24 protein-coding genes, 1 pseudogene and 1 riboswitch are annotated in these 21,953 nt (G+C 73.1%); of the genes and pseudogenes, 10 read left to right on the top strand and 15 right to left on the bottom strand.

Annotated features, from left to right (window positions below; translation table 11 throughout):
• Window positions 1–2 precede the first annotated feature (2 nt).
• From SNR22_RS12395 to SNR22_RS12375, 5 genes are read left to right on the top strand one after another with little or no spacing between them, the layout of a single operon-like run.
• A complete protein-coding gene (locus tag SNR22_RS12395; RefSeq protein ID WP_320066675.1) occupies window positions 3–869 on the top strand; it encodes a metal ABC transporter permease in 867 nt (288 codons plus the stop codon).
• Window positions 870–912: 43 nt separating this feature from the next.
• Window positions 913–1,212: a metalloregulator ArsR/SmtB family transcription factor gene (locus SNR22_RS12390; RefSeq protein ID WP_320066674.1), complete on the top strand. Its 300-nt coding sequence runs from the start codon at window positions 913–915 to the stop codon at window positions 1,210–1,212.
• Window positions 1,209–1,604, top strand: coding sequence for a Fur family transcriptional regulator (locus tag SNR22_RS12385; RefSeq protein WP_320066673.1), 396 nt, complete (start codon window positions 1,209–1,211; stop codon window positions 1,602–1,604). The genes SNR22_RS12390 and SNR22_RS12385 overlap by 4 nt, the downstream gene beginning before the upstream one ends.
• 48 nt (window positions 1,605–1,652) lie before the next feature.
• Entirely contained in the window at window positions 1,653–2,258 is a 606-nt protein-coding gene (locus SNR22_RS12380) for a hypothetical protein (protein WP_320066672.1), read from the top strand.
• 9 nt (window positions 2,259–2,267) lie between these two features.
• Complete coding sequence (locus SNR22_RS12375; RefSeq protein ID WP_320066671.1) at window positions 2,268–2,435, top strand: hypothetical protein; 168 nt, start codon at window positions 2,268–2,270, stop codon at window positions 2,433–2,435.
• 67 nt (window positions 2,436–2,502) lie between these two features.
• Here SNR22_RS12375 and SNR22_RS12370 read toward each other — a convergent pair whose 3' ends face one another.
• From SNR22_RS12370 to SNR22_RS12355, 4 genes are all read right to left on the bottom strand, one after another.
• Complete coding sequence (locus SNR22_RS12370) at window positions 2,503–4,458, bottom strand: acyl-CoA dehydrogenase family protein (protein ID WP_320066670.1); 1,956 nt, start codon at window positions 4,456–4,458, stop codon at window positions 2,503–2,505.
• Between the two features lie 132 nt (window positions 4,459–4,590).
• Entirely contained in the window at window positions 4,591–5,094 is a 504-nt protein-coding gene (locus tag SNR22_RS12365) for a DUF6328 family protein (protein WP_320066669.1), read from the bottom strand.
• A 111-nt stretch (window positions 5,095–5,205) separates the two neighbouring features.
• Entirely contained in the window at window positions 5,206–5,955 is a 750-nt protein-coding gene (locus SNR22_RS12360; RefSeq protein ID WP_320066668.1) for an SIS domain-containing protein, read from the bottom strand.
• A 337-nt stretch (window positions 5,956–6,292) separates the two neighbouring features.
• Complete coding sequence (locus SNR22_RS12355) at window positions 6,293–7,123, bottom strand: alpha/beta fold hydrolase (RefSeq protein ID WP_320066892.1); 831 nt, start codon at window positions 7,121–7,123, stop codon at window positions 6,293–6,295.
• A 186-nt stretch (window positions 7,124–7,309) separates the two neighbouring features.
• A riboswitch (TPP riboswitch) is annotated at window positions 7,310–7,415 on the top strand.
• 78 nt (window positions 7,416–7,493) lie between these two features.
• Between SNR22_RS12355 and SNR22_RS12350 the strand changes: the two genes are divergently transcribed.
• The 3 genes from SNR22_RS12350 to SNR22_RS12340 all read left to right on the top strand — a co-directional run bounded on the left by SNR22_RS12350 (window position 7,494) and on the right by SNR22_RS12340 (window position 10,414).
• A complete protein-coding gene (locus SNR22_RS12350; protein WP_320066667.1) occupies window positions 7,494–8,081 on the top strand; it encodes an ECF transporter S component in 588 nt (195 codons plus the stop codon).
• 105 nt (window positions 8,082–8,186) lie between these two features.
• Entirely contained in the window at window positions 8,187–9,617 is a 1,431-nt protein-coding gene (locus tag SNR22_RS12345) for an ABC transporter ATP-binding protein (protein ID WP_320066666.1), read from the top strand.
• The gene (locus SNR22_RS12340) at window positions 9,614–10,414 is read left to right on the top strand and encodes an energy-coupling factor transporter transmembrane component T (protein WP_320066665.1); all 801 of its coding nucleotides are present in this window, start codon (window positions 9,614–9,616) and stop codon (window positions 10,412–10,414) included. The genes SNR22_RS12345 and SNR22_RS12340 overlap by 4 nt, the downstream gene beginning before the upstream one ends.
• A 167-nt stretch (window positions 10,415–10,581) precedes the next feature.
• Here the strand turns inward: SNR22_RS12340 and SNR22_RS12335 are convergent, their stop codons facing one another.
• Window positions 10,582–10,800, bottom strand: a complete 219-nt coding sequence (locus SNR22_RS12335) for a hypothetical protein (protein WP_320066664.1) — start codon at window positions 10,798–10,800, stop codon at window positions 10,582–10,584.
• A gap of 554 nt (window positions 10,801–11,354) precedes the next feature.
• Between SNR22_RS12335 and gndA the strand changes: the two genes are divergently transcribed.
• A complete protein-coding gene (gene gndA, locus SNR22_RS12330; protein WP_320066663.1) occupies window positions 11,355–12,797 on the top strand; it encodes an NADP-dependent phosphogluconate dehydrogenase in 1,443 nt (480 codons plus the stop codon).
• 171 nt (window positions 12,798–12,968) lie between these two features.
• Here gndA and SNR22_RS12325 read toward each other — a convergent pair whose 3' ends face one another.
• The 3 genes from SNR22_RS12325 to recO all read right to left on the bottom strand — a co-directional run bounded on the left by SNR22_RS12325 (window position 12,969) and on the right by recO (window position 14,847).
• A complete protein-coding gene (locus SNR22_RS12325) occupies window positions 12,969–13,154 on the bottom strand; it encodes a hypothetical protein (protein WP_320066662.1) in 186 nt (61 codons plus the stop codon).
• Window positions 13,155–13,222: 68 nt separating this feature from the next.
• A complete protein-coding gene (locus SNR22_RS12320) occupies window positions 13,223–14,023 on the bottom strand; it encodes an isoprenyl transferase (protein WP_320066891.1) in 801 nt (266 codons plus the stop codon).
• 8 nt (window positions 14,024–14,031) lie between these two features.
• The gene (gene recO / locus SNR22_RS12315; RefSeq protein ID WP_320066661.1) at window positions 14,032–14,847 is read right to left on the bottom strand and encodes a DNA repair protein RecO; all 816 of its coding nucleotides are present in this window, start codon (window positions 14,845–14,847) and stop codon (window positions 14,032–14,034) included.
• Window positions 14,848–14,949: 102 nt separating this feature from the next.
• On the opposite strand from recO, the gene SNR22_RS12310 reads away from it, so the two are divergent.
• Window positions 14,950–15,771, top strand: coding sequence for a DUF4097 family beta strand repeat-containing protein (locus SNR22_RS12310; protein WP_320066660.1), 822 nt, complete (start codon window positions 14,950–14,952; stop codon window positions 15,769–15,771).
• Here the strand turns inward: SNR22_RS12310 and SNR22_RS12305 are convergent.
• The 7 genes and pseudogenes from SNR22_RS12305 to ybeY form a co-directional block, all read right to left on the bottom strand.
• On the bottom strand, window positions 15,758–16,960 hold the full coding sequence (locus tag SNR22_RS12305) for an acyltransferase (RefSeq protein WP_320066659.1): 1,203 nt from the start codon (window positions 16,958–16,960) through the stop codon (window positions 15,758–15,760). The genes SNR22_RS12310 and SNR22_RS12305 overlap by 14 nt on opposite strands.
• 539 nt (window positions 16,961–17,499) lie before the next feature.
• Entirely contained in the window at window positions 17,500–17,682 is a 183-nt protein-coding gene (locus SNR22_RS12300; protein WP_320066658.1) for a DUF397 domain-containing protein, read from the bottom strand.
• The gene (locus SNR22_RS12295; RefSeq protein ID WP_320066657.1) at window positions 17,679–18,461 is read right to left on the bottom strand and encodes a helix-turn-helix transcriptional regulator; all 783 of its coding nucleotides are present in this window, start codon (window positions 18,459–18,461) and stop codon (window positions 17,679–17,681) included. The genes SNR22_RS12300 and SNR22_RS12295 overlap by 4 nt, the downstream gene beginning before the upstream one ends.
• 128 nt (window positions 18,462–18,589) lie before the next feature.
• A pseudogene (era, locus tag SNR22_RS12290) lies at window positions 18,590–19,462 on the bottom strand (GTPase Era); the annotation flags it as partial.
• Between the two features lie 239 nt (window positions 19,463–19,701).
• Window positions 19,702–20,088 (bottom strand): cytidine deaminase, encoded by a 387-nt coding sequence (locus tag SNR22_RS12285; protein WP_320066656.1) that lies wholly within the window; start codon window positions 20,086–20,088, stop codon window positions 19,702–19,704.
• Window positions 20,081–21,499 (bottom strand): hemolysin family protein, encoded by a 1,419-nt coding sequence (locus tag SNR22_RS12280; protein ID WP_413775626.1) that lies wholly within the window; start codon window positions 21,497–21,499, stop codon window positions 20,081–20,083. The genes SNR22_RS12285 and SNR22_RS12280 overlap by 8 nt, the downstream gene beginning before the upstream one ends.
• The gene (gene ybeY / locus SNR22_RS12275) at window positions 21,475–21,948 is read right to left on the bottom strand and encodes an rRNA maturation RNase YbeY (RefSeq protein ID WP_320066654.1); all 474 of its coding nucleotides are present in this window, start codon (window positions 21,946–21,948) and stop codon (window positions 21,475–21,477) included. Before ybeY ends, SNR22_RS12280 begins: the two co-directional genes overlap by 25 nt.
• Between the last annotated feature and the right edge of the window lie 5 nt (window positions 21,949–21,953).

Genomic DNA, 21,953 nt, shown 5'->3' with positions numbered 1-21,953 from the left:
GCATGGAGCTTTTCCAGTACCCGTTCATGCAGCGCGCCCTGATCGGCGCGCTGGTCATCGGCCTGGCCGCCCCGGCGCTCGGCATCTACCTGGTGCAGCGGCGGCTGGCGCTGATCGGCGACGGGGTGGGGCACGTGGCGCTGACCGGGGTGGGCGCCGGGCTGCTGCTCAACCGCTCACCGGTGCTGGTGGCCGTGGTCGTGGCGACGCTCGGCGCGATCACCATCGAGCTGGTCCGGGCCCGTGGCCGCACCTCGGGCGACCTGGCGCTGGCGCTGCTGTTCTACGGCGGGATCGCCGGCGGCGTGACGCTGGTCGGGCTCTCCGACGCCACCAGCGCGAACCTCAACGCGTACCTGTTCGGGTCGCTGATCACCATCTCGCCGCAGGACCTGACCACCATCGTGGTGCTCGGCGTGGTGCTCCTGGTCACCATGCTGGCGCTGCGCCCGGCGCTCTTCGCCGTCTGCCACGACGAGGAGTACGCCCGGGTCGCCGGCCTGCCGGTGCGGACGTTGAACATGCTTCTCGCGGTCGGCACCGCGGTCACCGTGACGATCTCCATGCGGGCCGTCGGGGTGCTGCTGATCAGCGCGCTGATGGTGGTCCCGGTGGCCACCGCCCAGCAGGTCACCCGGGGCTTCCGCAGCACGATGGCGGCGGCGATGGCGCTCGGGCTCTTCGCCGCCGGCTCCGGGGTCTGGGTGGCCGCCAACGCCGACACCGCCCCCGGCGCGTCCGTGGTGCTGCTGGCGATCGCCTCGTTCCTCGTCGTCGCGATCGTCGGCGCCGGCCGGCGGGCACTGCGCCGGCGCCGCACGGACGCCGAGACGCCGACCGCCGAACCCCACGAGGTGGTGCTCGGTTGATCCTGCGCCGCGGCGGGCCGGCGGGATTGGTTACCGTGACAGGGTGACCAGCGGATCAGGGTACGAGACGTACGAGGGTGCCGGTGAGCTGCTGCGCGCCCTCGCGGCCCCGATCCGACTGGCGATCGTGAGCGAACTGGCGCAGGGTGAACGGTGCGTGCACGAGCTGGTGGAGACGCTCGGTGCCACCCAGCCACTGGTCTCGCAGCACCTGCGGGTGCTGCGCGGCGCCGGCGTGGTCCGAGGCTCCCGGCGGGGTCGTGAGATCGCGTACGCGCTGGTCGACGAACACGTCGCGCACATCGTGGCCGACGCGGTCAGCCACGCCGGGGAGGCATCATGACCGAGGGCACCGCCGTCCGGAACACTCGGCAACGCTCGGCGGTGAGCGCCCTGCTGGCCGAGTTGGAGGGCTTCCACAGCGCGCAGAACCTGCACGCCATGCTCCGTCAGCGGGGCGAGCGGGTGGGGCTGACCACCGTCTACCGCACCCTCCAGGGGCTCGCCGACACGGGCGAGGTCGACGTGATGCGCCCGCCGGGCGGCGAGCACCTCTACCGGCGGTGCAGCGAGGGTCACCACCACCACCTGGTCTGCCGGGCCTGCGGGCGCACCGTGGAGGTGGCCGGGCCGACCGTGGAGGCCTGGGCGGAGCGGGTGGCGGCGCAGCACGGGTACGTCGACGTCAGCCACACCCTGGAGATCTTCGGTACCTGCCCGGCCTGCGCCGGCTGACAATTCCGACCCGTGCCCGATGGGCCGGGTCGTGGCACGCTGTCCGGCGTGAAGATCTACGCAGATCGCTTGCCGACCGCCGTCCGTCAGTTCCTCACCGACCTGCTCGTCGTCGTCTGGGTGTACGCCGCGATCCGCTTCGCGCTCTGGGTGCACGACCTGGTGCAGAAGCTCGCCGTACCCGGGCAGAAGTTGGAGGGGGCCGGCGGCGGCCTCGCCGACAACCTGGCCGACGCCGGCGGCAAGGTGGGCCGGGTGCCGCTGGTCGGCGACGAGCTGACCGGCCCCTTCAAAAAGGCCGCCGAGGCCGCCCGGTCGATGGCCGAGGCCGGCCGCGACCAGCAGGAACTGGTCGGCCAACTCGCCCTGGCGCTCGGTATCGCGGTGCTGGTGTTCCCGCTCGCCCTGGTGCTGTTCGGCTGGCTGCCGCTGCGGCTGCGCTGGATGCGCCGGGCCGCGTCGGCCAAGGCGCTCTCCGCCGTCCCGGCGGGCCGGGACCTGCTGGCCCTGCGGGCACTGACCAGTCAGCCGCTGGGGAAGCTGACCCGGATCGCCCCGGACGTGGCCGAGGCGTGGCGGCGCGGCGACGACGCCACCGTCGACGCGCTCGCCGCGCTGGAGCTGCGCCGACTCGGGCTGCGGGGCGGCCGCTAGGGTGGTCCGGTGCTCTACTTCCTGATCGTCCTCGCCGTGCTGCTGCTGGCCTACGCCGCCGTGCTGGTCAACTTCGTCCGCCGGGGCCGCAAGATCCCACCGGCGGCGTACCTGGTGCTGGCGGCGATCAACGGGCTGATCCTGGCCGCCGTGCTGGCCTGGGCGATCGCCCGCTGATGGCCGGGTCGACCCGTTAGGAAGGGGCCCTTGCTATCCCGAAGGCGTTAACAGGGGGCCCTTCCTTTCACTCGGGGCGGGGGATGCGGCGGCGGACGTCCTCGGCCGTGGACGGGCCCGGGGCCCAGGTGGCCACCCACGGCAGGTCGGCGGGCGGGGTGAGCACCCCGTCCTCCAGGGCGGCGTACCGGCCGGCGAGGATGCGCTTGGCCGCTGCCACATCGACGGAGTCAGTGTTGGCCCACAGGCCGGCGAAGAGGGCCTCGATCCGCAGCCGGGCCTGGCGACAGAAGAGGTCGGCCAGCTCGACGTTCTCCGGGCGGGTGTCCTTCTCCGCGTATGCCCGGACGCAGACCGCGGACATCGCGAAGAGCTCCGCGCCGATGTCCACCACCCGGCCGAGGAACGCCTGCTTGCGCTCCATCCTGCCCTGCCAGCGGGACATCGCGTAGAACGTCGACCGGGCGAGCTTGCGGCTGTATCGCTCGACCTGGCGCAGGTGCCCGGCGAGCGGGCCGAACTCGGCGTACGCCTTCGGCGCCTGGCCCCGGCCGACGGCGAGGGTGGGCAGCCACCTCGCGTAGAACGCGCCGGCCCGCGCCCCGGCCTTCGCCTTGCGGCCGAGCCCGGCGTCCGGGTCGATGATGTCCCCCGCCACGGAGAGGTGGGCGTCCACCGCCTCGCGGGCGATGAGCAGGTGCATGATCTCGGTGGAGCCCTCGAAGATCCGGTTGATCCGCAGGTCGCGCAGCATCTGCTCGACGGCGGCCGGGCGCTCGCCCCGGGCGGCGAGGGAGTCGGCGGTCTCGTAGCCCCGCCCGCCCCGGATCTGGAGCAGCTCGTCGCCGACCTTCCAGGCCATCTCGCTGGCGTAGAGCTTGACCAGGGCCGCCTCGATCCGGATGTCGTTGCGGTCGTCGTCGGCGAGCAGGCAGCTCAGGTCGAGCATGGTCTCCATGCCGTACGTGGTGGCGGCGATGAAGGCCAGTTTCTGGGCGACCGCCTCGTGCTCGCCCACCGGCCGGCCCCACTGCACCCGGTCGGCGGCCCACTCCCGGGCCACGTTCAGCGACCACTTCGCCGCGCCGACGCACATCGCCGGCAGCGAGAGCCGCCCGGTGTTCAGGGTGGTCAGGGCGATCTTCAGCCCCTTGCCCTCGCCGCCGATGACGTAAGAGTTGGGCACGAAGACATCGTGGAACCGGGTGAGGCTGTTCTCCAGGCCGCGCAGGCCGGTGAACGTGTTGCGCCGCTCCACGGTGATGCCCTCGGCGTCGCCGTCGACGACGAAGGCGGTGATTCCGCCGCGCCGGCCCTCGGCGGCGGGCACCCGGGCCATCACCACCAGCAGGGTGGCCACGGTGCCGTTGGTGGCCCAGAGCTTCACCCCGTTGAGCCGGTATCCGGTGCCGTCGGCGGTCGGCTCGGCCGTGGTGGCCAGCCGCGCCGGGTCGGAGCCGACGTCCGGCTCGGTGAGCAGGAACGCGGACACCTCCCCGGCGGCGAGCCGGGGCAGGAAGTGCTGCTTCTGCTCGTCCGTGCCGAACATCTTCAGCGGCTGCGGGACGCCGATCGACTGGTGCGCCGAGAGCAGCGCGCCGATCGCCGGGCTGACCGAGCCGGCCAGCATCAGCGCCCGGCAGTAGTGCAGGTTGCTCAGCCCGAGCCCGCCGTGGGACCGGTCGATCTTCATGCCGAACGCGCCGAGCCGAGCCAGGCCGTGGAACACCTCGTCGGGGATGTGGGCGTCGCGCTCGATCGCCGCGCCGTCCACCTCGGACTCCAGGTATGCGCGCAGCCGGCCGAGGAACTCCGCCGCGCGGGCGTCCTCGGCCGGATCCGTACGCGGCCAGGGGTGGATCAGGTCGAGCCGGAACCGGCCGAGGAAGAGCTCCTTGCCGAAGCTGGGCCGGTCCCAGGTGGACTCCCGGGCCGCCTCGGCGACCTGCCTGGCCTGCTTCTCGGACACCTGCCCGGCCTCGGCCGGCAGCAGACCGGCGCCATCGTTCTCCGTCGTGGTCACGGCTGCCCCCTCGAACCTCGGTCCGGATGCGTCAACGTGCTCGACGAAAAGCAACGCTACCCCCGCCAAGTTACCCAGGGGTAGCGTTGTGTGCACCTCGAATTTCGCCCGGCGTCCGCGCTGCCGGCCGGATCAGTCGGTGATGGGCTCCTGCGGGTCGTCATCGTCGTCGTCGATGTCGTCGTCGCCCCAGCTGCGCCGGCTGATCGGCAGGACCACCCAGAAGGCCAGGAACCACAGCGCCGTGAGGGCGGTGAGTACGAAGGCGATCCCCCGGTCCAGCACGAAGTCGGTGATCAGCAGGACCGCGCTGACCATCGCGACGAGCATGAACGCCAACCCGCCGCTGGCCATCCGGTGGGCGAACCGGACCAGCTCCGGCTTGCGGCCCTGCCGGAACAGCGCCCGGTGGAAGGCGACCGGGGAGATGATCATCGCGGTGGCGGCGGCGGCCGACAGCAGCGCGACGATGTAGACGTCCTTCTGGAATTCGCTGGTACGGGTGAAGCCGTTACTGAACGGCAGGGTCAGCAGGAAAGCGAAGAGGATCTGCACGCCCGTCTGGGCGACCCGCAGTTCTTGGAGCAGATCGGCGAAGTTGCGCTGCCAGCGCTGCTTCTCGGTTTCCTTCGACACGTGCTACCTCCGGGGACGGCGCTGCCGGCGGGGTGTATCCCGCCGGCAGCATCGCCTGTTCCCCGTGCGACGCGGAACGAAACCGCTTCACGATTTGGTCACCGGACGCGGTCAGGACCCCCGGCGGATCCGGCCCGCGTACCGGGACTCAAGGGCATTGTTGTGCTCGTCGCCGCCGGCGATGTTGGCCGACAGGTAGACCGGGGGCCGCTCCCCCGCCGCGAGCAGCCGGGCCACCACCTCGACCGTGATCTGCTGCGCCAGCAGGGCGGCGGTGATGGAGGAGACCGCGCCGACGGCACCGCCGCCGGGCAGCGGCAGGGTCGCATCGCCGTACGGGGCGCCGTTGTCCAGCACCACGTCAGCGAAGTCGGTCAGTTTCCGGCCGGACGGATGCCGGGAGGTCATCCGCGCCGAGTGCTGCGCCGAGGTGATCGCGACGAGGCCGTGGCCGCGCTCGGTGACCAGCGCGGCGAACTCCACTATGGCCCCGTTGACACCGGAGTTGGAGGCGATCACGAACACGTCCGACGGTCGGACCGGGGCCAGTTCGTAGAGGCGGTGGGCCACCGACGGGTCCCGTTCCAGCAGTGGACCCAGGACGTCGGCCGGGGCTCCGCCGCGCAGCACCAGGTCGCGCAGGGCGATCCGGTTGGTCGGCACCAGGCCACCGGCCCGACCGGCGATCTCCATCGCGAGGGCCTCGGAGTGGCCCGTGCCGAAGGCATGGACCACCCCGTCGGCGCGCAACGCGTCGGCGATCAGGTCTGCGGCCCGGCCCACCGCCTCCCGCTGGCCGGCCGACACCCGCCCGATCGTCTCCGTCACCACCGCGAGGTAGTCCTCGGCGCTCACCGTCATGTGTCCTCCGTCTGTCGATTACGGGCCAACCATCCCACCGCGAAGTCGACCGCCGTCCGCTGACGCATCAACCGTCCCATCCCACCGCGAAGTCGACCGCCGTCCGCTGACGCATCAACCGTCCCGTCCCGCCGCCGACCGGGCCGCACCGCACCGGTCGCCGCCAGCTCCGCCCCGAGCCGGGAGAAGTCCCCCGCGTCGAGCACCCACGCCGTCCCACCACGCCCGCTCCCGGCCCCCGTCGGGGGTCCGCACCGCCGCGCCCACCCGCTCCCGCGGCGGGGCGGGCTGCCGGTACTCGGCCAGGTGCAGGGAGCGGGCGGGACGGCGGAGGCGGTCACCGTGCCGTGCCCGTCCGGGCCAGGACGGCCTCGGCCAGCGGGCCGGGCGCCTCGTCGGGGATCCAGTGCGACACCCCGGAGAGGGTGACGAAGCGGTAGTCCCCGGTGACGTGCGCGGCGCATGCCTCGGCGGCGGTCCGGCCGATCGCGATGTCCCGGTCGCTCCAGACGAAGGTGGTCGGCACCGGCACCGGCCCCACCGCCACGAGGTCGGCCCGGGACATCGCCCGGTACCAGTTCAGGGCGGCGGTCAGCGCACCCGGTTCGCGCATCGGATCGGCGTACCGGGCCACCCGGGCTGCGCCACCGACCGCGCGGAGCAGCTTGCGCAGGGCGGTGGCCCGCAGCGCCAGCAACACCTTCTCGGCCTTGCCCGGCCTGCGGAACAGCGCGATGTAGGACGAACGGGCCTTCTGCTCGGTGTCGGTGGCCAGCGCGTGCGCCATCGCGGCAGGGTGCGGGACCGACACGGCGGTCAGGGTGCGCACCCGGTCGGGGTGACCGGCGGCCAGCCCCCAGGCCACGATCGCACCCCAGTCGTGCCCCACCACGTGCGCCGCGTCGACGCCCAGCGCGTCGAGCAGGGCCACCGCATCGGCGACCAGCTCGGGAATACGGTACGCCTCGACGTCGGCGGGCCGGGCGAGCGGCGAGTATCCCCGCTGGTCCGGCGCGTACGTGCGCAGCCCGGCGGCGTGCAGCGCGGGCGTGACCTCGTCCCACTCGCCGCTGTGCTGCGGGAAGCCGTGCAACAACAGCACCGGCGCACCGTCGGCCGGCCCGTCGGTGCGTACCTCGAACGTCAGCCCTCGCGCCTGCACCTGCATGAGCGGCAGCCTACCCACGGTGCTCACGGCCCAGTCGTACTGATTTCCGGCAGGGCCACGGCCTGCGCCTGCCGGTTCACCGCAGCACCGCCCCGCCGAGATGGCCGTTTCCGCGTCCAGGGCGAGCTGCGGAAGGATCACTTTGCCCGCTGATCTTTGGAGGTGTTAGCGTTGACGAGACAACTTCACATCCGACAGGGGAGCGCACAGCGCTGAGAGTGCGGGCATCGCCCGCAGACCCTCGAACCTGATCTGGGTAATGCCAGCGCAGGGAGTTCGGTCGACCTCCAGCCGCGCCGCCGTCTGGTCCCGCCAGGGCACCAGGCGCGGCGTGCGTCTTCTCCTGGTTCACACAGAACTGGGAGCCATCATGAACCACAACGACAATCGGTGGCGCACGATAGACATCGTGGTCGCCTCGGTGATCGCGGTCGCCTTCGGCGTCATCTTCTGGGCCTGGGGCCTGGTGTGGAGCGCCACCGAGGGGGCGTTCGCGTTCTTCCCGCCCGCACAGACCCTGCTCTACGGGGTCTGGCTGATGCCGGCCGTGGTCGGCGGCCTGGTCATCCGCAAGCCGGGCGCCGCCCTGTACTGCGAGACCGTCGCCGCCGTCCTCTCCGCCCTGCTGGGTAGCCAGTGGGCCGGCACGGTGATCCCGCAGGGCATGGTCCAGGGCATCGGTGCCGAACTGGCCTTCGCGGCGTTCCGCTACCGCTCGTTCCGGCTGCCCACCGCGCTGCTCGCCGGGGCGCTCACCGGCCTCAGCGCCGCCCTGTTCGACTTCCTCATCTGGAACGTCGAGACCGACCTGACCAGCTACCGCATCCCGTACGCGCTGCTCACGATCGTCAGCGCCACGGTCGTCGCCGGTGCGGGCGGCTGGGCGCTCACCCGCGCCCTCGCGGGTACCGGCGTCCTCGACCGCTTCCCCGCCGGACGCGAACGGGCCGTCGTCTGACCGGCCAGCCGGCCGACTCGTGTTGATCAGCAGGTTTGCGTCAGCCGAGCGAGTTCTCCTGACGCAAACCTGTTGATCGACGAGGCTGGTCCGGGAGGGAGCGGCGTGGGCGCGGTGGTGGTGCGGGGGTTCGGGTGGCGGCACGCCGGGCGCCGGGCGTGGGCGGTGCGGGGGGTGGACCTTCGCATCGAGCGCGGCGAGCGGGTGTTGCTGCTGGGGCCCTCGGGAGCGGGCAAGAGCACCCTACTCGCGGCGCTGGCCGGGCTCCTGCCCGACGACTCCGGCGAGCAGGAGGGGACCGTCGAGGTCGACGGGGTGGATCCCCGCAAGGACCGGGAGCGGGTCGGCATCGTCTTCCAGGACCCGGAGACTCAGCTCGTGATGGCCCGCTGCGGTGACGACGTGGCGTTCGGGCTGGAGAACCGGGGCGTGCCCGCCGAGGACATCTGGCCCCGGGTGGACGAGGCGCTGCGCCGGGTCGGCTTCCCGTACCACCGGGACCGGCCGACCGCCGCCCTCTCCGGCGGCGAGCAGCAGCGCCTCGCCCTGGCCGGGGCGCTCGCCCTGCGGCCGGGGCTGCTGCTGCTCGACGAGCCGACCGCCAACCTCGACCCGGCCGGGGCGGCGCTGGTCCGGCGCGCGGTGGCCGACGCGCTCGACGGCGACACCACGTTGGTTTTGGTCGAGCACCGGGTCGCCGAGGCGCTGCCGCTGGTCGACCGGGTGGTGGTGCTGGAGCCGGGCGGCGGGGTCCGTGCCGACGGGCCGCCGGCGGCGGTCTTCGCCGCGCACGGCGACGCCCTCGCCGCCGAGGGGGTCTGGGTGCCCGGCCGGACCGTGCCGCCCCGGCACGCCACCGCGGCCCCCGGCGACCTGTTGCTCACCGCTGACCGGGTCGCCCTGTCACCCCGTCTCGCGCCCGTCGACCTCGCGGTACGCGCCGGTGAGGCGCTTGCCGTGCTCGGCCCGAACGGTGCCGGCAAGTCCACCCTGGCCCTGCTGCTCGGCGGCCTGCTCCGGCCCGGGGCCGGCCGGGTGGCGGCGACCGGCGAGTTGGCCGGCGGGGATGCCCGCACTCCCCCGCACCGCTGGCGCGCTCCCGCCCTGGCCCGCCGGATCGGGTCGGTCTTCCAGGACCCGGAGCACCAGTTCGTCACCGGTACGGTCTTCGACGAGCTGGCCCTCGGGCCGCGCCGTACCGGTCAGCCGGAGGTGGCGGTGACGTCGACCGTGGATGCCCTGCTGGAGCGGCTGCGCCTGACGACGCTGGCCCGTGCCAACCCGTACACCCTCTCCGGTGGGGAGGCTCGGCGGCTGAGTGTGGCGACCGCCCTGGCCACCGCGCCCCGGCTGCTGGTCTGCGACGAGCCGACCTTCGGCCAGGACCGGCGGACGTGGCGGGAGCTGCTCGACCTCTTCGCCGAGCTGCGTGACGCCGGGCACGGCGTCGTCACCGTCACCCACGACTCGGACTTCGTCGCGGCCCTGGCCGACCGGCGGATCACCGTGACCCGCGATCCGGCGGGGATGTCGTGATCAGCATCGAACCGGTGGCCGCGCCCGGCGCACCGCTGGCCCGGCGTAATCCGGTGGCGAAGGTCGCGGCGGCGCTGATCTTCTCGTTCACGCTGCTCGCCACCCTGGACCCGGTGGCTCCGGCGATCGCCCTCGGCGTCGAGCTGGCCGTGCTGCCCCTGTTCGGCATCCGGTACCGGATGCTCGCCCGCCGGGCGGCGCCGCTGCTGTTCAGCGCGGTCGGCATCGTGGTGACCCTGGTCCTCTTCGCCGCCGACCACTCCGGCCGGGTGCTGGTCGAGGCGGGGCCGGTGCTGGTCACCACCGGGGTGCTGTTGACCGCCCTCGGCCTGGCGCTGCGCGTGCTGGCGGTGGCGCTGCCCGGGGTGATCGTCTTCGCCACCACCGACCCGACCGACCTGGCCGACGCGCTGATCCAGAACGCGAGGGCACCGGCCCGGTTCGCGATCGGCGCGCTGGCCGCGTTCCGGCTGGTGCCGCTGCTCGGCCAGGAGTGGCAGATGATCAGCATGGCCCGGCGGGCACGCGGGGTCGAGGCCGGGCGCAACCCGGTGGCCCGACTGCGGCTGTTCGTCTCGACCGCATTCGCGCTGCTGGTGGGGGCGATCCGGCGAGGCACCCGGTTGGCCGTGGCGATGGACGCCCGGGGGTTCGACTCGGGCCTCCCCCGCACCGTCGCCCGGCGGCAACGCTTCCGGGCCGCCGACGGCGTGCTCATCGCCGGGGCGGCGGCGCTGGCCGGGGCGGCGCTGACGGTCAGCGTCGTGCTCGGCACGTTCCGCCCCCTGATCGGCTGACCTGCCGAGCCCCGCCCGACCGGGCCGCGCCGATCGGCCGCCCGACCGGGCCGCGCTACCGGCCGTCGTGACCGCGAGCCGTGAATGATCGACTCCGGGTACGGCAGGTCGGGGTTTCCCAGCGATGAAACCCGCGATCTGTCGCACCCGGAGTCGATCTAGGCCGATCAGCTGCGGCGGAAGGCGTATCGACGGGCCTGCCCGGCGCGCTGGCTGCGGGCAGCACCGGCGAACCGGGCGCCGCGGACCGGCGGGCCGGCCTTCGGCGCGGGCGGCGTCTGCACCACCGGCGGAACCCCTTCGGCCGGCAGGACGGCGACACCGTCAAGATCCGGCGGCGTCTGGACCACCAGCGGAGCCGGGACCACCAGCGGCGTCTGTACCACCGGCGAAGCCGGGACCACCGGCACTACGGCGACACCGTCACGATCGGGCGGCGGCGTCTTCACCGGGGACCGGCTCGGGGACGACGAGCGGGACTTTCGGGAACTGCGCTTGGCGGGCATACGCGGCCTCCTGACCGGTGGGCGCCGCGACGCCACCGGAACGGGGCGCCGACGACGCGGCGAGCGGGGAACGAGGTGCCCCGGCGGGCCCGACCACGAGGGACGCCGAACGAAATCGACGGCGACGACGGGAATGCGGACGCCCGGAGCAACGGCCCGCAGCGACAGCGGCGGGCCTGCTTCGAAAGAGGGGCGTCAGTTACGCATGGACCTGACGGTAGTCCGCCGGACCGAACGACGCACCCGAATTACCGACACCGCCGCCGACATACCGCGGCGGGGCCGCACGCGACCCCCTGCGACACCGCATCGGGGCTCCACCCCCGCGCGGACCAGCGTGACCACCCTGTGACACCGCTCCGAGGTCCGCCCTCGGCGCGCAGCGAGCCGCGATACGGTCGCAGCACAGACGACACAAGAGATGGCAGGTACGAATGACGCAACACGCGACGGCACAGATCGGCGTGACCGGGCTGGCGGTGATGGGCCGCAACCTGGCCCGCAACCTCGCCCGCAACGGGTTCACGGTGGCGGTGCACAACCGTTCCCCGGAGCGGACCCGCAGCCTGGTCGCCGAGCACGGCGACGAGGGCACGTTCGTGCCGTCCGAGTCCCTCGCGGACTTCGTGGCATCGCTGGAGCGCCCCCGCGCGGTGATCGTGATGGTGAAGGCAGGTGCCCCCACCGATGCGGTGATCGACGAGCTGGTCCCGCTGCTGGAGGAGGGGGACATCATCGTCGACTGCGGCAACGCCCACTTCGCCGACACACGCCGGCGCGAGGAGGCGCTGCGCGGACACGGGCTGCACTTCTCCGGCACCGGCGTCTCCGGCGGCGAGGAGGGCGCGCTACGCGGGCCGAGCATCATGCCCGGCGGCTCCGCCGAGTCGTACGCGAAGCTCGGCCCGATCTTCGAGAAGATTGCCGCGCAGGTGGACGGCACACCGTGCTGCCGGCACATCGGCCCGGACGGCGCCGGCCACTTCGTGAAGATGGTGCACAACGGCATCGAGTACGCCGACATGCAGCTCATCGCCGAGGCGTACGACCTGCTGCGGGCCGGGCTGTCGGCGAGTCCGGCGGAGATCGCCGAGATCTTCCGGGAGTGGAACACCGGCGAGCTGGAGTCGTTCCTCATCGAGATCACCGCCGACGTGCTGGCGCACACCGACGCGGCGACCGGCCACGCCTTCGTGGACGTGGTGCTGGACCAGGCCGAGCAGAAGGGCACCGGCCGATGGACGGTGCAGAGCGCCCTGGACCTCGGCATCCCGATCACCGGCATCGCCGAGGCCACCTTTGCCCGGTCGCTGTCGGGGCACGCCGACCAGCGCGAGGCCGCCCGCCGGGCGTTCGGCGACGCCGGTGAGCAGTGGCGGGTCGAGGACCGGGAGACCTTCGTCGAGGACGTCCGCCGCGCGCTGCTGGCCAGCAAGATCGTCGCGTACGCGCAGGGCTTCGACCACATCCGGGCCGGCAGCCGGGAATTCGACTGGGACATCGACCTGGGCGGTACCGCCACGATCTGGCGGGGCGGCTGCATCATCCGGGCCCGCTTCCTGGACCGGATCCGCCAGGCGTACGACGCGCAGCCGGAGCTGCCGACGCTGCTGGTGGCCCCGTGGTTCGCCGACAAGGTCGGCGAGGGGGTGCCGGGCTGGCGGCGGGTGGTGGCCGACGCGGCCCGGGCCGGGGTGCCGACGCCGGCGTTCTCCTCGTCGCTGGCGTACTTCGACGCGCTACGCGCGCAGCGGCTGCCCGCCGCGCTGATCCAGGGGCTGCGGGACAACTTCGGCGCGCACACCTACCACCGGGTGGACCGGGAGGGCGCGTTCCACACGCTGTGGGGCGGCAACCGCTCCGAGGTCGAGGCCTGAGCCCGGCTCAGGACACCGGCTGACCGACCCGCCGACTCGACGGGCCGTTGGCTCGGCGGGCGGGCTCGGTCAGGCCGGGCCGGGCTGCCGATCCTATCGCCGACCGCTGCGGCGACCTGCGGAAAGGTGTCAGCGCCGCCCCCCCTTGGAGGGACGGCGCTGACGGACGGCTCACCAGAACCGACGACGCTTGGCCTTCTGTGGGCGCAGCAGGTCCGCGCCCTTGCTCAGCACCCGGCTCACGCCGGTCGGGCCACGGCGGGCCTCCAGCGTGTGGCTGAGTCGGCGCGCGCCGGCCGCCGCCAGTGGCACGGCGACCGCCATGGTCGCCCACTGTGCAATCCGCTTCTGGATCATGGGGACTCACCTCCGTGTCGTGGCTACTGAGAAGGTGATACCCAGCCCGGCGGCTCGGTAAGCCTGGGTCAGGCCGGCGGGGCGACCGGGTTGGGCAGCGCGCCGCCGAACCGGCGGTCCCGCTGGGCGTACAGCTCGCAGGCGTACCAGAGGTGGCGGCGGTCGAAGTCCGGCCAGAGGGTGTCCAGGAAGACCAGCTCCGCGTACGCGGTCTGCCAGAGCAGGAAGTTGGAGATCCGCTCCTCGCCGGACGGCCGGAGGAAGAGGTCCACCTCCGGGACCTCCGGGTGGTACAGGTACTTCGCCACGGTCTTCTCGGTGATTTTGTCAGGGTCGAGCCGGCCGGCCGCCGCGTCGCGGGCGATCGCGGCGGCGGCGTCGGCGATCTCGGCCTGCCCGCCGTAGTTGACGCAGAACTGGAGGGTCAGCGTCGAGTTCCCCTGGGACATCTCCTCGGCGGTCTGGAGTTCAGAGATGACGCTCTTCCACAGCCGCCCGGTCCGCCCGGACCAGACCACCCGTACGCCCAGGTCGACGAGCTGGTCGCGGCGGCGACGGATGACATCCCGGTTGAAGCCCATCAGGAACCGGACCTCGTCGGGCGAGCGCCGCCAGTTCTCGGTGGAGAACGCGTACGCCGAAAGGTAGGGAATTCCCAGCTCGATGGCGCCCTCGATGGTGTCGAAGAGGCTGAACTCCCCGGCCTCGTGGCCCTTCGTGCGGGGCAACCCGCGCTCCTTGGCCCACCGGCCGTTGCCGTCCATCACCACGGCGACGTGCCGGGGCACCACGTCGCGGGGCAGCGCCGGGGGCCGGACGCCCGACGGGTGCGGTGTCGGCGGCACCGGCTCGCGGCGGCCAGCCCTCATCGATCGGATCACTCGGCTCTCTCCCTGCTCGCGGCCTGCTCCCCCGGGCCGACGACCGGGCCGCCCCGGTCGACCAGCGGCAGCGAGCGTAGCGCGCGCTCCAGGTGCCACTGCAGGTGCGCCGCGACCAGGCCGCTGCACTCCCGGCGTACCCCCGTCTCGGTGGCGTCGGCGAGCACCCAGTCTCCGGTGGTGAGCGCCGACATCAGATCCACGGTGGCCGGAGCGGGGTGGGCCGCGCCGGGGGGCCGGCAGTCCGGGCAGACCGCGCCGCCGGCCGGCACGGAGAACGCCCGGTGCCGCCCCGGGGTGCCACAGACCGCGCAGGCGGTGAGCGCCGGCGCCCACCCCGCGAGCGTCATCCCCCGCAGCAGGTACGCGTCGAGCACCAGCGTGGTGGCGTGCTCGCCCCGGGCCAGAGACTTCAGCGCGCCGAGGGTGAGCTGGAACAGTCGCAGCGACGGCTCCCGCTCGACCGGGGTGAGCCGCTCCGCGGTCTCGGCGATCGCGCTGGCCGTCGTGTAGCGCGGGTAGTCGCCGAGGAACCGCTTGCCGTACAGGTCGATCCCCTCGACCTGGCTGACGCTGTGCAGCGAGCTGCCGGTGTTGCCCTTCGGGTCGCCGGCGAGCTGGACGTCGACGTGGCCGAACGGCTCCAACCGGGCACCGAACTTGCTGGTGGTACGGCGGATCCCCCGGGCCACCGCGCGGAGCCGGCCGTGTCGGCGGGTAAGCAGGGTGATGATCCGGTCGGACTCGCCGAGCTTCTGCACACGCAGCACCACCGCGTCGTCGCGGTAGAGCTGTCGGCGGTACCCGGCCATCCGGTCATTCTCCCTCAGGGTGCGAAATCAGGGTCGGATCGGGGTAGCTGGGCGCGCGATCCCGGATGTGCGTCGGGCTGAACCGGCCGTAGCGTGCCAGCCATGGCTCCGAACCCCACCGCCGCGCCCGCCCGGGCCGCCGGCCGCACCCGCGCCCGCGCCGTCGGCGCCGGTGCCGGCGGCCTCGCCGCCCTGATTCTCGTCGCCGGGTGCGACACCCTGTCGATGCGCCAGCTCGACTTCGACACCACCGAGTCCGCGACGGTCACCCGGGTCGTCGTCCGCCCCGGGTCGGGTGACGTGACGGTACGCGGCGCAGGGCCCGCCGGGCAGGTACGGGTCAAGCGGGTGGTGCGCTACCAGGGCGGCGAGCCCGACACCCGGTACGAAATCAACAACGGCGAGCTGGTGCTGGACTCCGACTGCGGCTCCCGCTGCTCGGTGTCGTACGACGTGACGGTTCCCCCGGGGACGGCGGTGCGTGGCGAGGGCGGCTCGGGCAACGTCCGGCTGGGCGTGGTCGGTGCGGTGGAGTTCCGGCTCGGCTCGGGCAACATCACCGTGACCGGGGCCACCGGCCCGGTCCGGGCCGAGACCGGTTCCGGCGACCTGGAGGTGGACGACGTCAGCGGCCCGGCCACCCTGCGGGCCGGATCCGGCAACATCACCGGGCGGGGCCTCGGCGGTCAGGTCGACGCCAAGACCGACTCCGGCGACCTCACCGTGGAACTCTCCGTCCCGGCCTCGGCGCGGGCCCACGCCTCCAGCGGGAACGTCCAGCTCGTCGTGCCCGCCGGCCGGTACCGGGTGCGGTCGAGCGTCGACTCCGGCGACGCCGACCTGGGCGTCACCGACGACCCCGGCGCGTCACTGCTGCTGGACGTGGGCGCAAAGAGCGGGAACGTGACGGTCACCGCCCGCTGAGCTTGAGGGTGTACTCCTCGGGCACCCGGGGTGCCGGCACCGCCCGCCCTGACGGCCCGGGACTGACCGGCACGACAGGACCGCCGGACGCCGCCGTGGTGCCGGGCCCGGTCGTCGCCGGGGCGCCGGCGGTACCCGCAGTCCCGCCTGGACGGATCGGCACGGTGCCGGCGGGGCCGGCCGCGCGGTGCCGGCGACCGGGGAACAACTCCGGGGGCCGGCGTGCCGCCACGTCCTCCACCCAACCGACCAGCACGGTGACCACGCCGACCAGCGCGAAGACCAGCAACACCCGGATGGCTAGGCCCACCGGGTCCTGGTGGGACCAGCCGACCACGTCGACCAACGGGGTGAGCACAACCACGAACGACATGTGCCAGAGGTAGACGGTGAGGGCCCGCCGGTTCAGCACCGTGACCGCCCGGCTGAGCAGGGCGTTGCGATCCACCCAGCTGGCCGCCGCCGGGGCTCTGCCGAGCGCCACCAGGATGAACGCGGCCGACCAGAGGGCGTTACCGAGGGGCATGTCGTTGAGGTCGTACCCCCGGGGGCCCGGGTGGGTGACGATCCACGCCGCCCCGGCGGCCCCGAGCGCGAGCGCGATCGGGAAGAGCACCCGGTTGGCCGTCCGCCGCAGCAGGCCGTCGTGGTGGGCGAAGCCGAGCAGCCAGGCCCCGAAGTACAGGCCGAAGTCCCGCAGCACCGGCGGCGCATTCGGCAACATGCCGACCTCGATCGCCGCCAGCAGGACGTACGGGGCCAGCAGCACGGGCCACGGGGCACGCCGGAACAGCCAGAGCGCGGCCGGCGAGGCGAGCACGAACCACAGGTAGTCGCGCAGGTACCAGATCACGCTGAGCGCCAGTGTGCCCCACCCGTTGGCCGGCGGGTCCACGATCGGGAACGCCCACAGCAACACCCTCGGCGTCAGCGGCAGCCCGGTGAGCAGCATGGCGGGGACCATGATCGCGGCCAGCACCCACAGCGACGGCAGCAGCCGGCGCAGTCGCCGCCCCACCGCAGGCACCCCGGTCCTGTCCAGCGAGGCCGCCATCAGCGATCCGGCCAGCGCGAACATCACCGACATGGCCGGGAAGATCAGCGTCAGCGTCGCCCATCCGGTCACGTGGTAGACGACGACACGGATGATGGCGAGAAAGCGGAGCAGGTCCAGGTATCGGTTTCGCATCAGCCTGCTTCTATGTCAGGGGGCAGGGAGCAAACGTTCCCTACCCTCCGACCCCGTACCGCCAAACGGCCAGCAAATCGGCCCGGAAGTGAAAATTGCCATAAACTCGCCCCGTCCTGGCCGGCACCTGAACCGGTCGCCCGCCGGCTCTGCAAGGCCACCGCGGCAGACCTTGGAAGAATTCGGCCCCTGGAGGGGCTATTTCCTACCAAGATCTGTCCAGCACCCGTCCGTCTCCCAGCGTTCAGCACTTCAGGCGGCCTACGGGAGACGGCCCTCCCGGAGGGAGGGGTAAGCAGCGGCGGCATGCCCGTTCCCCGCACCGGTCACGCGGACGCGGCATGGTGACCGGGCGGCATTTGCCACGGCGGGGACCGGGTGCGGTCGACCGGTCAGCGTCGGCGTCGGCCGGGGCAGCGGCAGATCAGCGGGAGAGCGGCCGGCAAGCGGCCAGCGGCCGTCGGCAGGACAGCGGCCAGCGGCAGGACAGCGGCCGGCAGCAGGCAGCAGGACAGCGGGACAGCGGGAGATCGGGCGGGTCAGCGGGACGGTGGCGCGGCGACGAAGGAGCGCCAGCCCGCCGGGGTGAACGCGAGCACCGGGCCGGCGACGTCCTTACTGTCCCGCACGAGCACCCGGCCCGGCAGGTTGTCGGCCACCTCGACGCAGTCGCCGCCGTTCGCGCTCGACCGGGTCGACGTACGCCAGCACGGATCGGTCATGACTCGTCCACCAGCTTCCTGATCAGGTCGCGCGACTGGACGCGCGGCAGGGCCTCGGCCCGGACAGCCTCCCACGTCCGTTCCAGCGCGGCAACGTGCTCCGGTTCCACCACCACCCGCCCCGCAAGCTGGTCGTCGAGGTAGCCGACCGGCTCCCCGTCAGACAGGCTGGCCAGCACGAACGCGCCGGACTGGCCGAGGTGAAGCCCGGCCGACGCCGGCACCACGTGGATCAGGACGCGGGGCCGATCACTCATCGCCAGCAGCTGCGCCAACTGCGGGCGCAGCACCCCCGCCGGCCCCCGGCGCAGCACCGTCTCGTCGATGACGAAGGTCGTCAGCGGGGGCGACTCGCGGTCGAACACCAGCGCCGCCCGGCTCATCCGCAGCTCCAACGTCCTCACCTGCTCGTCGGGCGAGGCCAGCCCGGTCGCCAGGATCGCCCGGGCGTACTCCTCGGTCTGCAACAACCCCGGGATCACCAGCGGCTGGTACGAGCGCAGCGCGGTCGCCCGCGCCTCGTACTCCAGCCAGCTCGCCAGCCACGACGGGGCGCTGTCCAGACTGGCCAGGCGCAGCAGCCCCTGGTAGAGCCGCCCGGTGCCGGCGGCCTCGTCCACCCGCCGGCAGTAGTCGGCCCGGGGCGGCCGGGCCCCGGTCTCCACCGACGAGACGTGCGAGTCCGAGAAGTGGATGGCGCGGCCGAACTCGATCTGGGTCATGCCCATCCGCTGCCGGACCGCGCGCAGCTCGTGGCTGAGAAACTGTGTCGGGTTCATGCACGGACAGTAAGAAGCCCTGGCCACGGTCTGCAATCCCCGACACTCCTCAGAACTGCTCAGATCCGCCCCGCGCGCCGGGACGCCCCGGTGCGCGGGGCGTCCCGGTATGCGGGGCGGATCCGGGGTCAGAAGCCGAGCTTGCGGAGCTGCTTGGGGTCGCGCTGCCAGTCCTTCGCCACCCGCACGTGCAGGTCCAAATAGACCCGGGTGCCGAGCAGTTCCTCGATCTGCAGGCGGGCGGTGGTGCCGACCTCCTTGAGCCGGCTGGCCTGGTGGCCGAGCACGATCGCCTTCTGGCTGGGCCGCTCGACGTACAGGTCGGCGTAGACCTTCATGACCTGGCCCTCGGGGACCATCTCCTCCACCACCACGGCGATGGAGTGCGGCAGCTCGTCGCGAACCCCCTCCAGGGCCGCCTCCCGAATCAGCTCTGCGATCAACACCTGTTCGGGGTCGTCGGTGAGCATGTTGTCGGGGTAGAGCTGCGGCGACTCGGGGAGATAGCCGGTCATCACGTCGACCAGGGTGTCCAGCTGGTGCCCGGAGAGCGCGCTGACCGGCACCACGGCGGCGAACTCGCCCATCTGGCTGACCGCGAGCAACTGCTCGGCCAGCCGCCGCTTGTCGACCAGGTCGGTCTTGGTCACCACCGCGATCACGGTCGCCTTCAGCTCGGCCAGCTCGCCGGTGATGAACCGGTCGCCCCGCCCGACCGGCTCGTTGGCCGGGATGCACAGGCCGATCACGTCGACCTCGCTCCAGGTGGAGCGGACCAGGTCGTTGAGCCGCTCGCCGAGCAGCGTGCGGGGGCGGTGCAGGCCGGGGGTGTCGACCAGGACGAGCTGCGAGTCCGGCCGGTGCAGCACGGCCCGGATGATGTGCCGCGTCGTCTGCGGCTTGTTCGAGGTGATGGCGATCTTCGTGCCGATGATGGCGTTGGTCAGCGTCGACTTGCCGGCGTTCGGCCGGCCCACGAAGCAGGCGAACCCGGCCCGGTAGCGGGGGTCCTCCGGCCCGCGGAGCGACCCGAAGCCGCCCGGATCGCCGGCACCGGTAACACCACGGGAAGCAGCCGAGACACCGGGGCCGACGGGGCCGGCTGAGGCGGGGGCGGCTGAGCCGGGGCTGGCGGAGCCGGGGCTGGCCGGGCGCTTGCGCGGGCCGCCAAAGCGGCCACCGGAGCCGACCGGGCGCTTGCGCGGGCCGCCGGAACGGCGACCGGCAGTGGGACGGCCGCTCACTCGATCACCGTGCCGAGGATGGTGCCGTCCGGGGCGGCCACGTGGATCGGCGCGTCGGCGGCGAGGTCCCGGACGGCGGCGTGTCCCGCCCCGTCCAGGGTCGACGCCTCGGTCACCACCACGGCGGCCTCCAGCCGGCTGGCGCCGGCCGCCACGGCGGACGCGACCGCGAGCTGGAGGGCGGTGAGGGTCAGCGAGGGCAGCGACACGCTCGCCGCCGCGTACGTGCGGCCGTCCTGGTCGCGTACCGCCGCTCCCTCCACGGCGCCCGCCCGGCCCCGGGCCCCCCGGGCCAGGACGACCAGCTTGCCGTCCTCGGCGCTCAGCTCGACCGGCGCGGACGGGGTGGGCAGGGCGGCGGGCGCGGCGGGTGACTCAGGCATCGGCGGGTTGCCTCTCCTCGGATCGGTTCTGGTTGCCCCGGTACTCGGCGGGCTCGCCGCGCCCCGGGATGGGGTCGGTGTGATCGTTCGGCTCGACCCGGCTCACCAGCACCGTGTCGATGCGGTTTCGCCGGCCGGTGGTGCCCTCGGCGTGCAGCCGGAGCCGGGCCACCTCTGCCTCGGCGCCGGGGATCGGGACCCGGCCGAGGGCCTGGGCGAGCAGGCCGCCGACCGTCTCGACCTCGTCGGCGGGCAGTTCGACGTCGAACAGCTCGCCGAGGGTCTCGATCGGCAGCCGGGCGGTGACCCGCACCGACCCGTCCTCGAGCCACTCGATCGGCGGGCGTTCGACATCGTACTCGTCGGTGATCTCGCCGACGATCTCCTCGAGGATGTCCTCGATGGTGACCAGGCCGCCGGTGCCGCCGTACTCGTCGACGACGATGACCAGGTGGTTGCGGGCCGCCTGCATCTCCGACAGCAGGTCGTCGACCGGCTTGGACTCCGGGACGAAGGTCGCCGGGCGCATCAGCTCGGCCACCGGCAGCCGGGCCGCGGCCGGGTCGCCGCCCCGGGTGCGCCGGACCAGGTCCTTGAGGTAGAGCACGCCGAGCACGTCGTCGACGCTCTCCCCGATGACCGGGATGCGGGAGAAACCGGAACGCAGGAAGAGCGTCAGCGCCTGGGAGAGGGTCTTGCGTTCCTCTATCCACAGCATCTCGGTGCGCGGCACCATCACCTCACGGGCGATGGTGTCGCCGAGCGCGAAGACCGAGTGGATCATCTGGCGCTCGCCGTGCTCGACGACGCCGCGCTGCTCGGCCAGGTCGACCAGCTCGCGCAGCTCGACCTGGGTGGCAAACGGCCCGTCGCGGAACCCGCGCCCCGGGGTGACCGCGTTGCCGATCAGGATCAGCAGCGAGGCGAGCGGGTTGAGCGCCCGCCCCAGCCAGCGCACCAACGGGGCGACCGCCCGGCCGACCGCGTACGCGTGCTGGCGGCCGATGGTGCGCGGGCCGACCCCGACCACCACGAAGCTGACCACGGTCATCGCCCCGGCGGTGACCAGTGCCGCCCGCCAGCCCGCACCGAACGTGTCGACCGCCACCAGCGCGACCAGCGTGGTGGCGGTCAGCTCGGCCAGCAGCCGGAGCAGGAGCAGCAGGTTGAGGTGGCGGACCACGTCGCCGGCGACCACCTGGAGGGTACGGGCGCCCCGGGCGCCGTCGCGGGCCAGCTCGGCCGCCCGGGCCGGGGAGACCCTGGCGAGTGCCGCCTCGGTCATCGCGATCAGGCCGGCGAGCACCACCAGCCCGGCCGCGAAGACGAGCAGTTGCAGATCGGGCAGGCCGACCGGGGCGACGGCCGCCCATATCTGGGTGGGCATCACCGGGACCGGGTCGACCGCCAGCCGGCCAGCAGCCGGGCCTGGAGTTCGAACATCTCCCGCTCCTCCTCCGGCTCGGCGTGGTCGTACCCGAGCAGGTGCAGCACCCCGTGCACGGTGAGCAGGTGCAGCTCGTCGGAGGGTGCGTGGCCGGCGGTGGCCGCCTGCTTGGCCGCCACCTCCGGGCAGAGCACGATGTCGCCGAGCAGGGCCGGCTCGCCGCCGGATGCGCTGGCCTCGCCCGGCCCGTGGTCGACGCTGCCCTCGTCCATGGGGAAGGCGAGCACGTCGGTCGGACCGTCGCCACCCATCCAGCGGTGGTTCAGCTCGGTCATGTAGTCGATGTCGACCAGCAGCACGGACAGCTCGGCGAGGGGGTTGACCCCCATCTCGTCGAGGGCGTACCGGGCGACGGCGAGCACGGCGTCGGTGTCGACCTCGACACCGGACTCATTGGCGATCTCGATGGACAACTGGG

This window comes from Micromonospora sp. RTGN7 (assembly GCF_033804645.1).
Taxonomy (GTDB): Bacteria; Actinomycetota; Actinomycetes; order Mycobacteriales; family Micromonosporaceae; genus Micromonospora.
Note: the sequence above shows the minus strand (reverse complement) of the source record. Positions and strands in the feature narration are given on the sequence as shown.

Coding starts and splice junctions, on each gene's coding strand:
- SNR22_RS12325 (WP_320066662.1), bottom strand. CDS start 13,154: ATGATCCAGAAGCGGATTGCACAGTGGGCGACCATGGCGGTCGCCGTG.
- gndA (WP_320066663.1), top strand. CDS start 11,355: ATGACGCAACACGCGACGGCACAGATCGGCGTGACCGGGCTGGCGGTG.
- SNR22_RS12360 (WP_320066668.1), bottom strand. CDS start 5,955: ATGACGGTGAGCGCCGAGGACTACCTCGCGGTGGTGACGGAGACGATC.
- SNR22_RS12350 (WP_320066667.1), top strand. CDS start 7,494: ATGAACCACAACGACAATCGGTGGCGCACGATAGACATCGTGGTCGCC.
- SNR22_RS12310 (WP_320066660.1), top strand. CDS start 14,950: ATGGCTCCGAACCCCACCGCCGCGCCCGCCCGGGCCGCCGGCCGCACC.
- SNR22_RS12385 (WP_320066673.1), top strand. CDS start 1,209: ATGACCGAGGGCACCGCCGTCCGGAACACTCGGCAACGCTCGGCGGTG.
- SNR22_RS12285 (WP_320066656.1), bottom strand. CDS start 20,088: ATGCCTGAGTCACCCGCCGCGCCCGCCGCCCTGCCCACCCCGTCCGCG.
- SNR22_RS12395 (WP_320066675.1), top strand. CDS start 3: ATGGAGCTTTTCCAGTACCCGTTCATGCAGCGCGCCCTGATCGGCGCG.
- SNR22_RS12295 (WP_320066657.1), bottom strand. CDS start 18,461: ATGAACCCGACACAGTTTCTCAGCCACGAGCTGCGCGCGGTCCGGCAG.
- recO (WP_320066661.1), bottom strand. CDS start 14,847: ATGGCCGGGTACCGCCGACAGCTCTACCGCGACGACGCGGTGGTGCTG.
- SNR22_RS12300 (WP_320066658.1), bottom strand. CDS start 17,682: ATGACCGATCCGTGCTGGCGTACGTCGACCCGGTCGAGCGCGAACGGC.
- SNR22_RS12355 (WP_320066892.1), bottom strand. CDS start 7,123: ATGCAGGTGCAGGCGCGAGGGCTGACGTTCGAGGTACGCACCGACGGG.
- SNR22_RS12305 (WP_320066659.1), bottom strand. CDS start 16,960: ATGCGAAACCGATACCTGGACCTGCTCCGCTTTCTCGCCATCATCCGT.
- SNR22_RS12320 (WP_320066891.1), bottom strand. CDS start 14,023: ATGAGGGCTGGCCGCCGCGAGCCGGTGCCGCCGACACCGCACCCGTCG.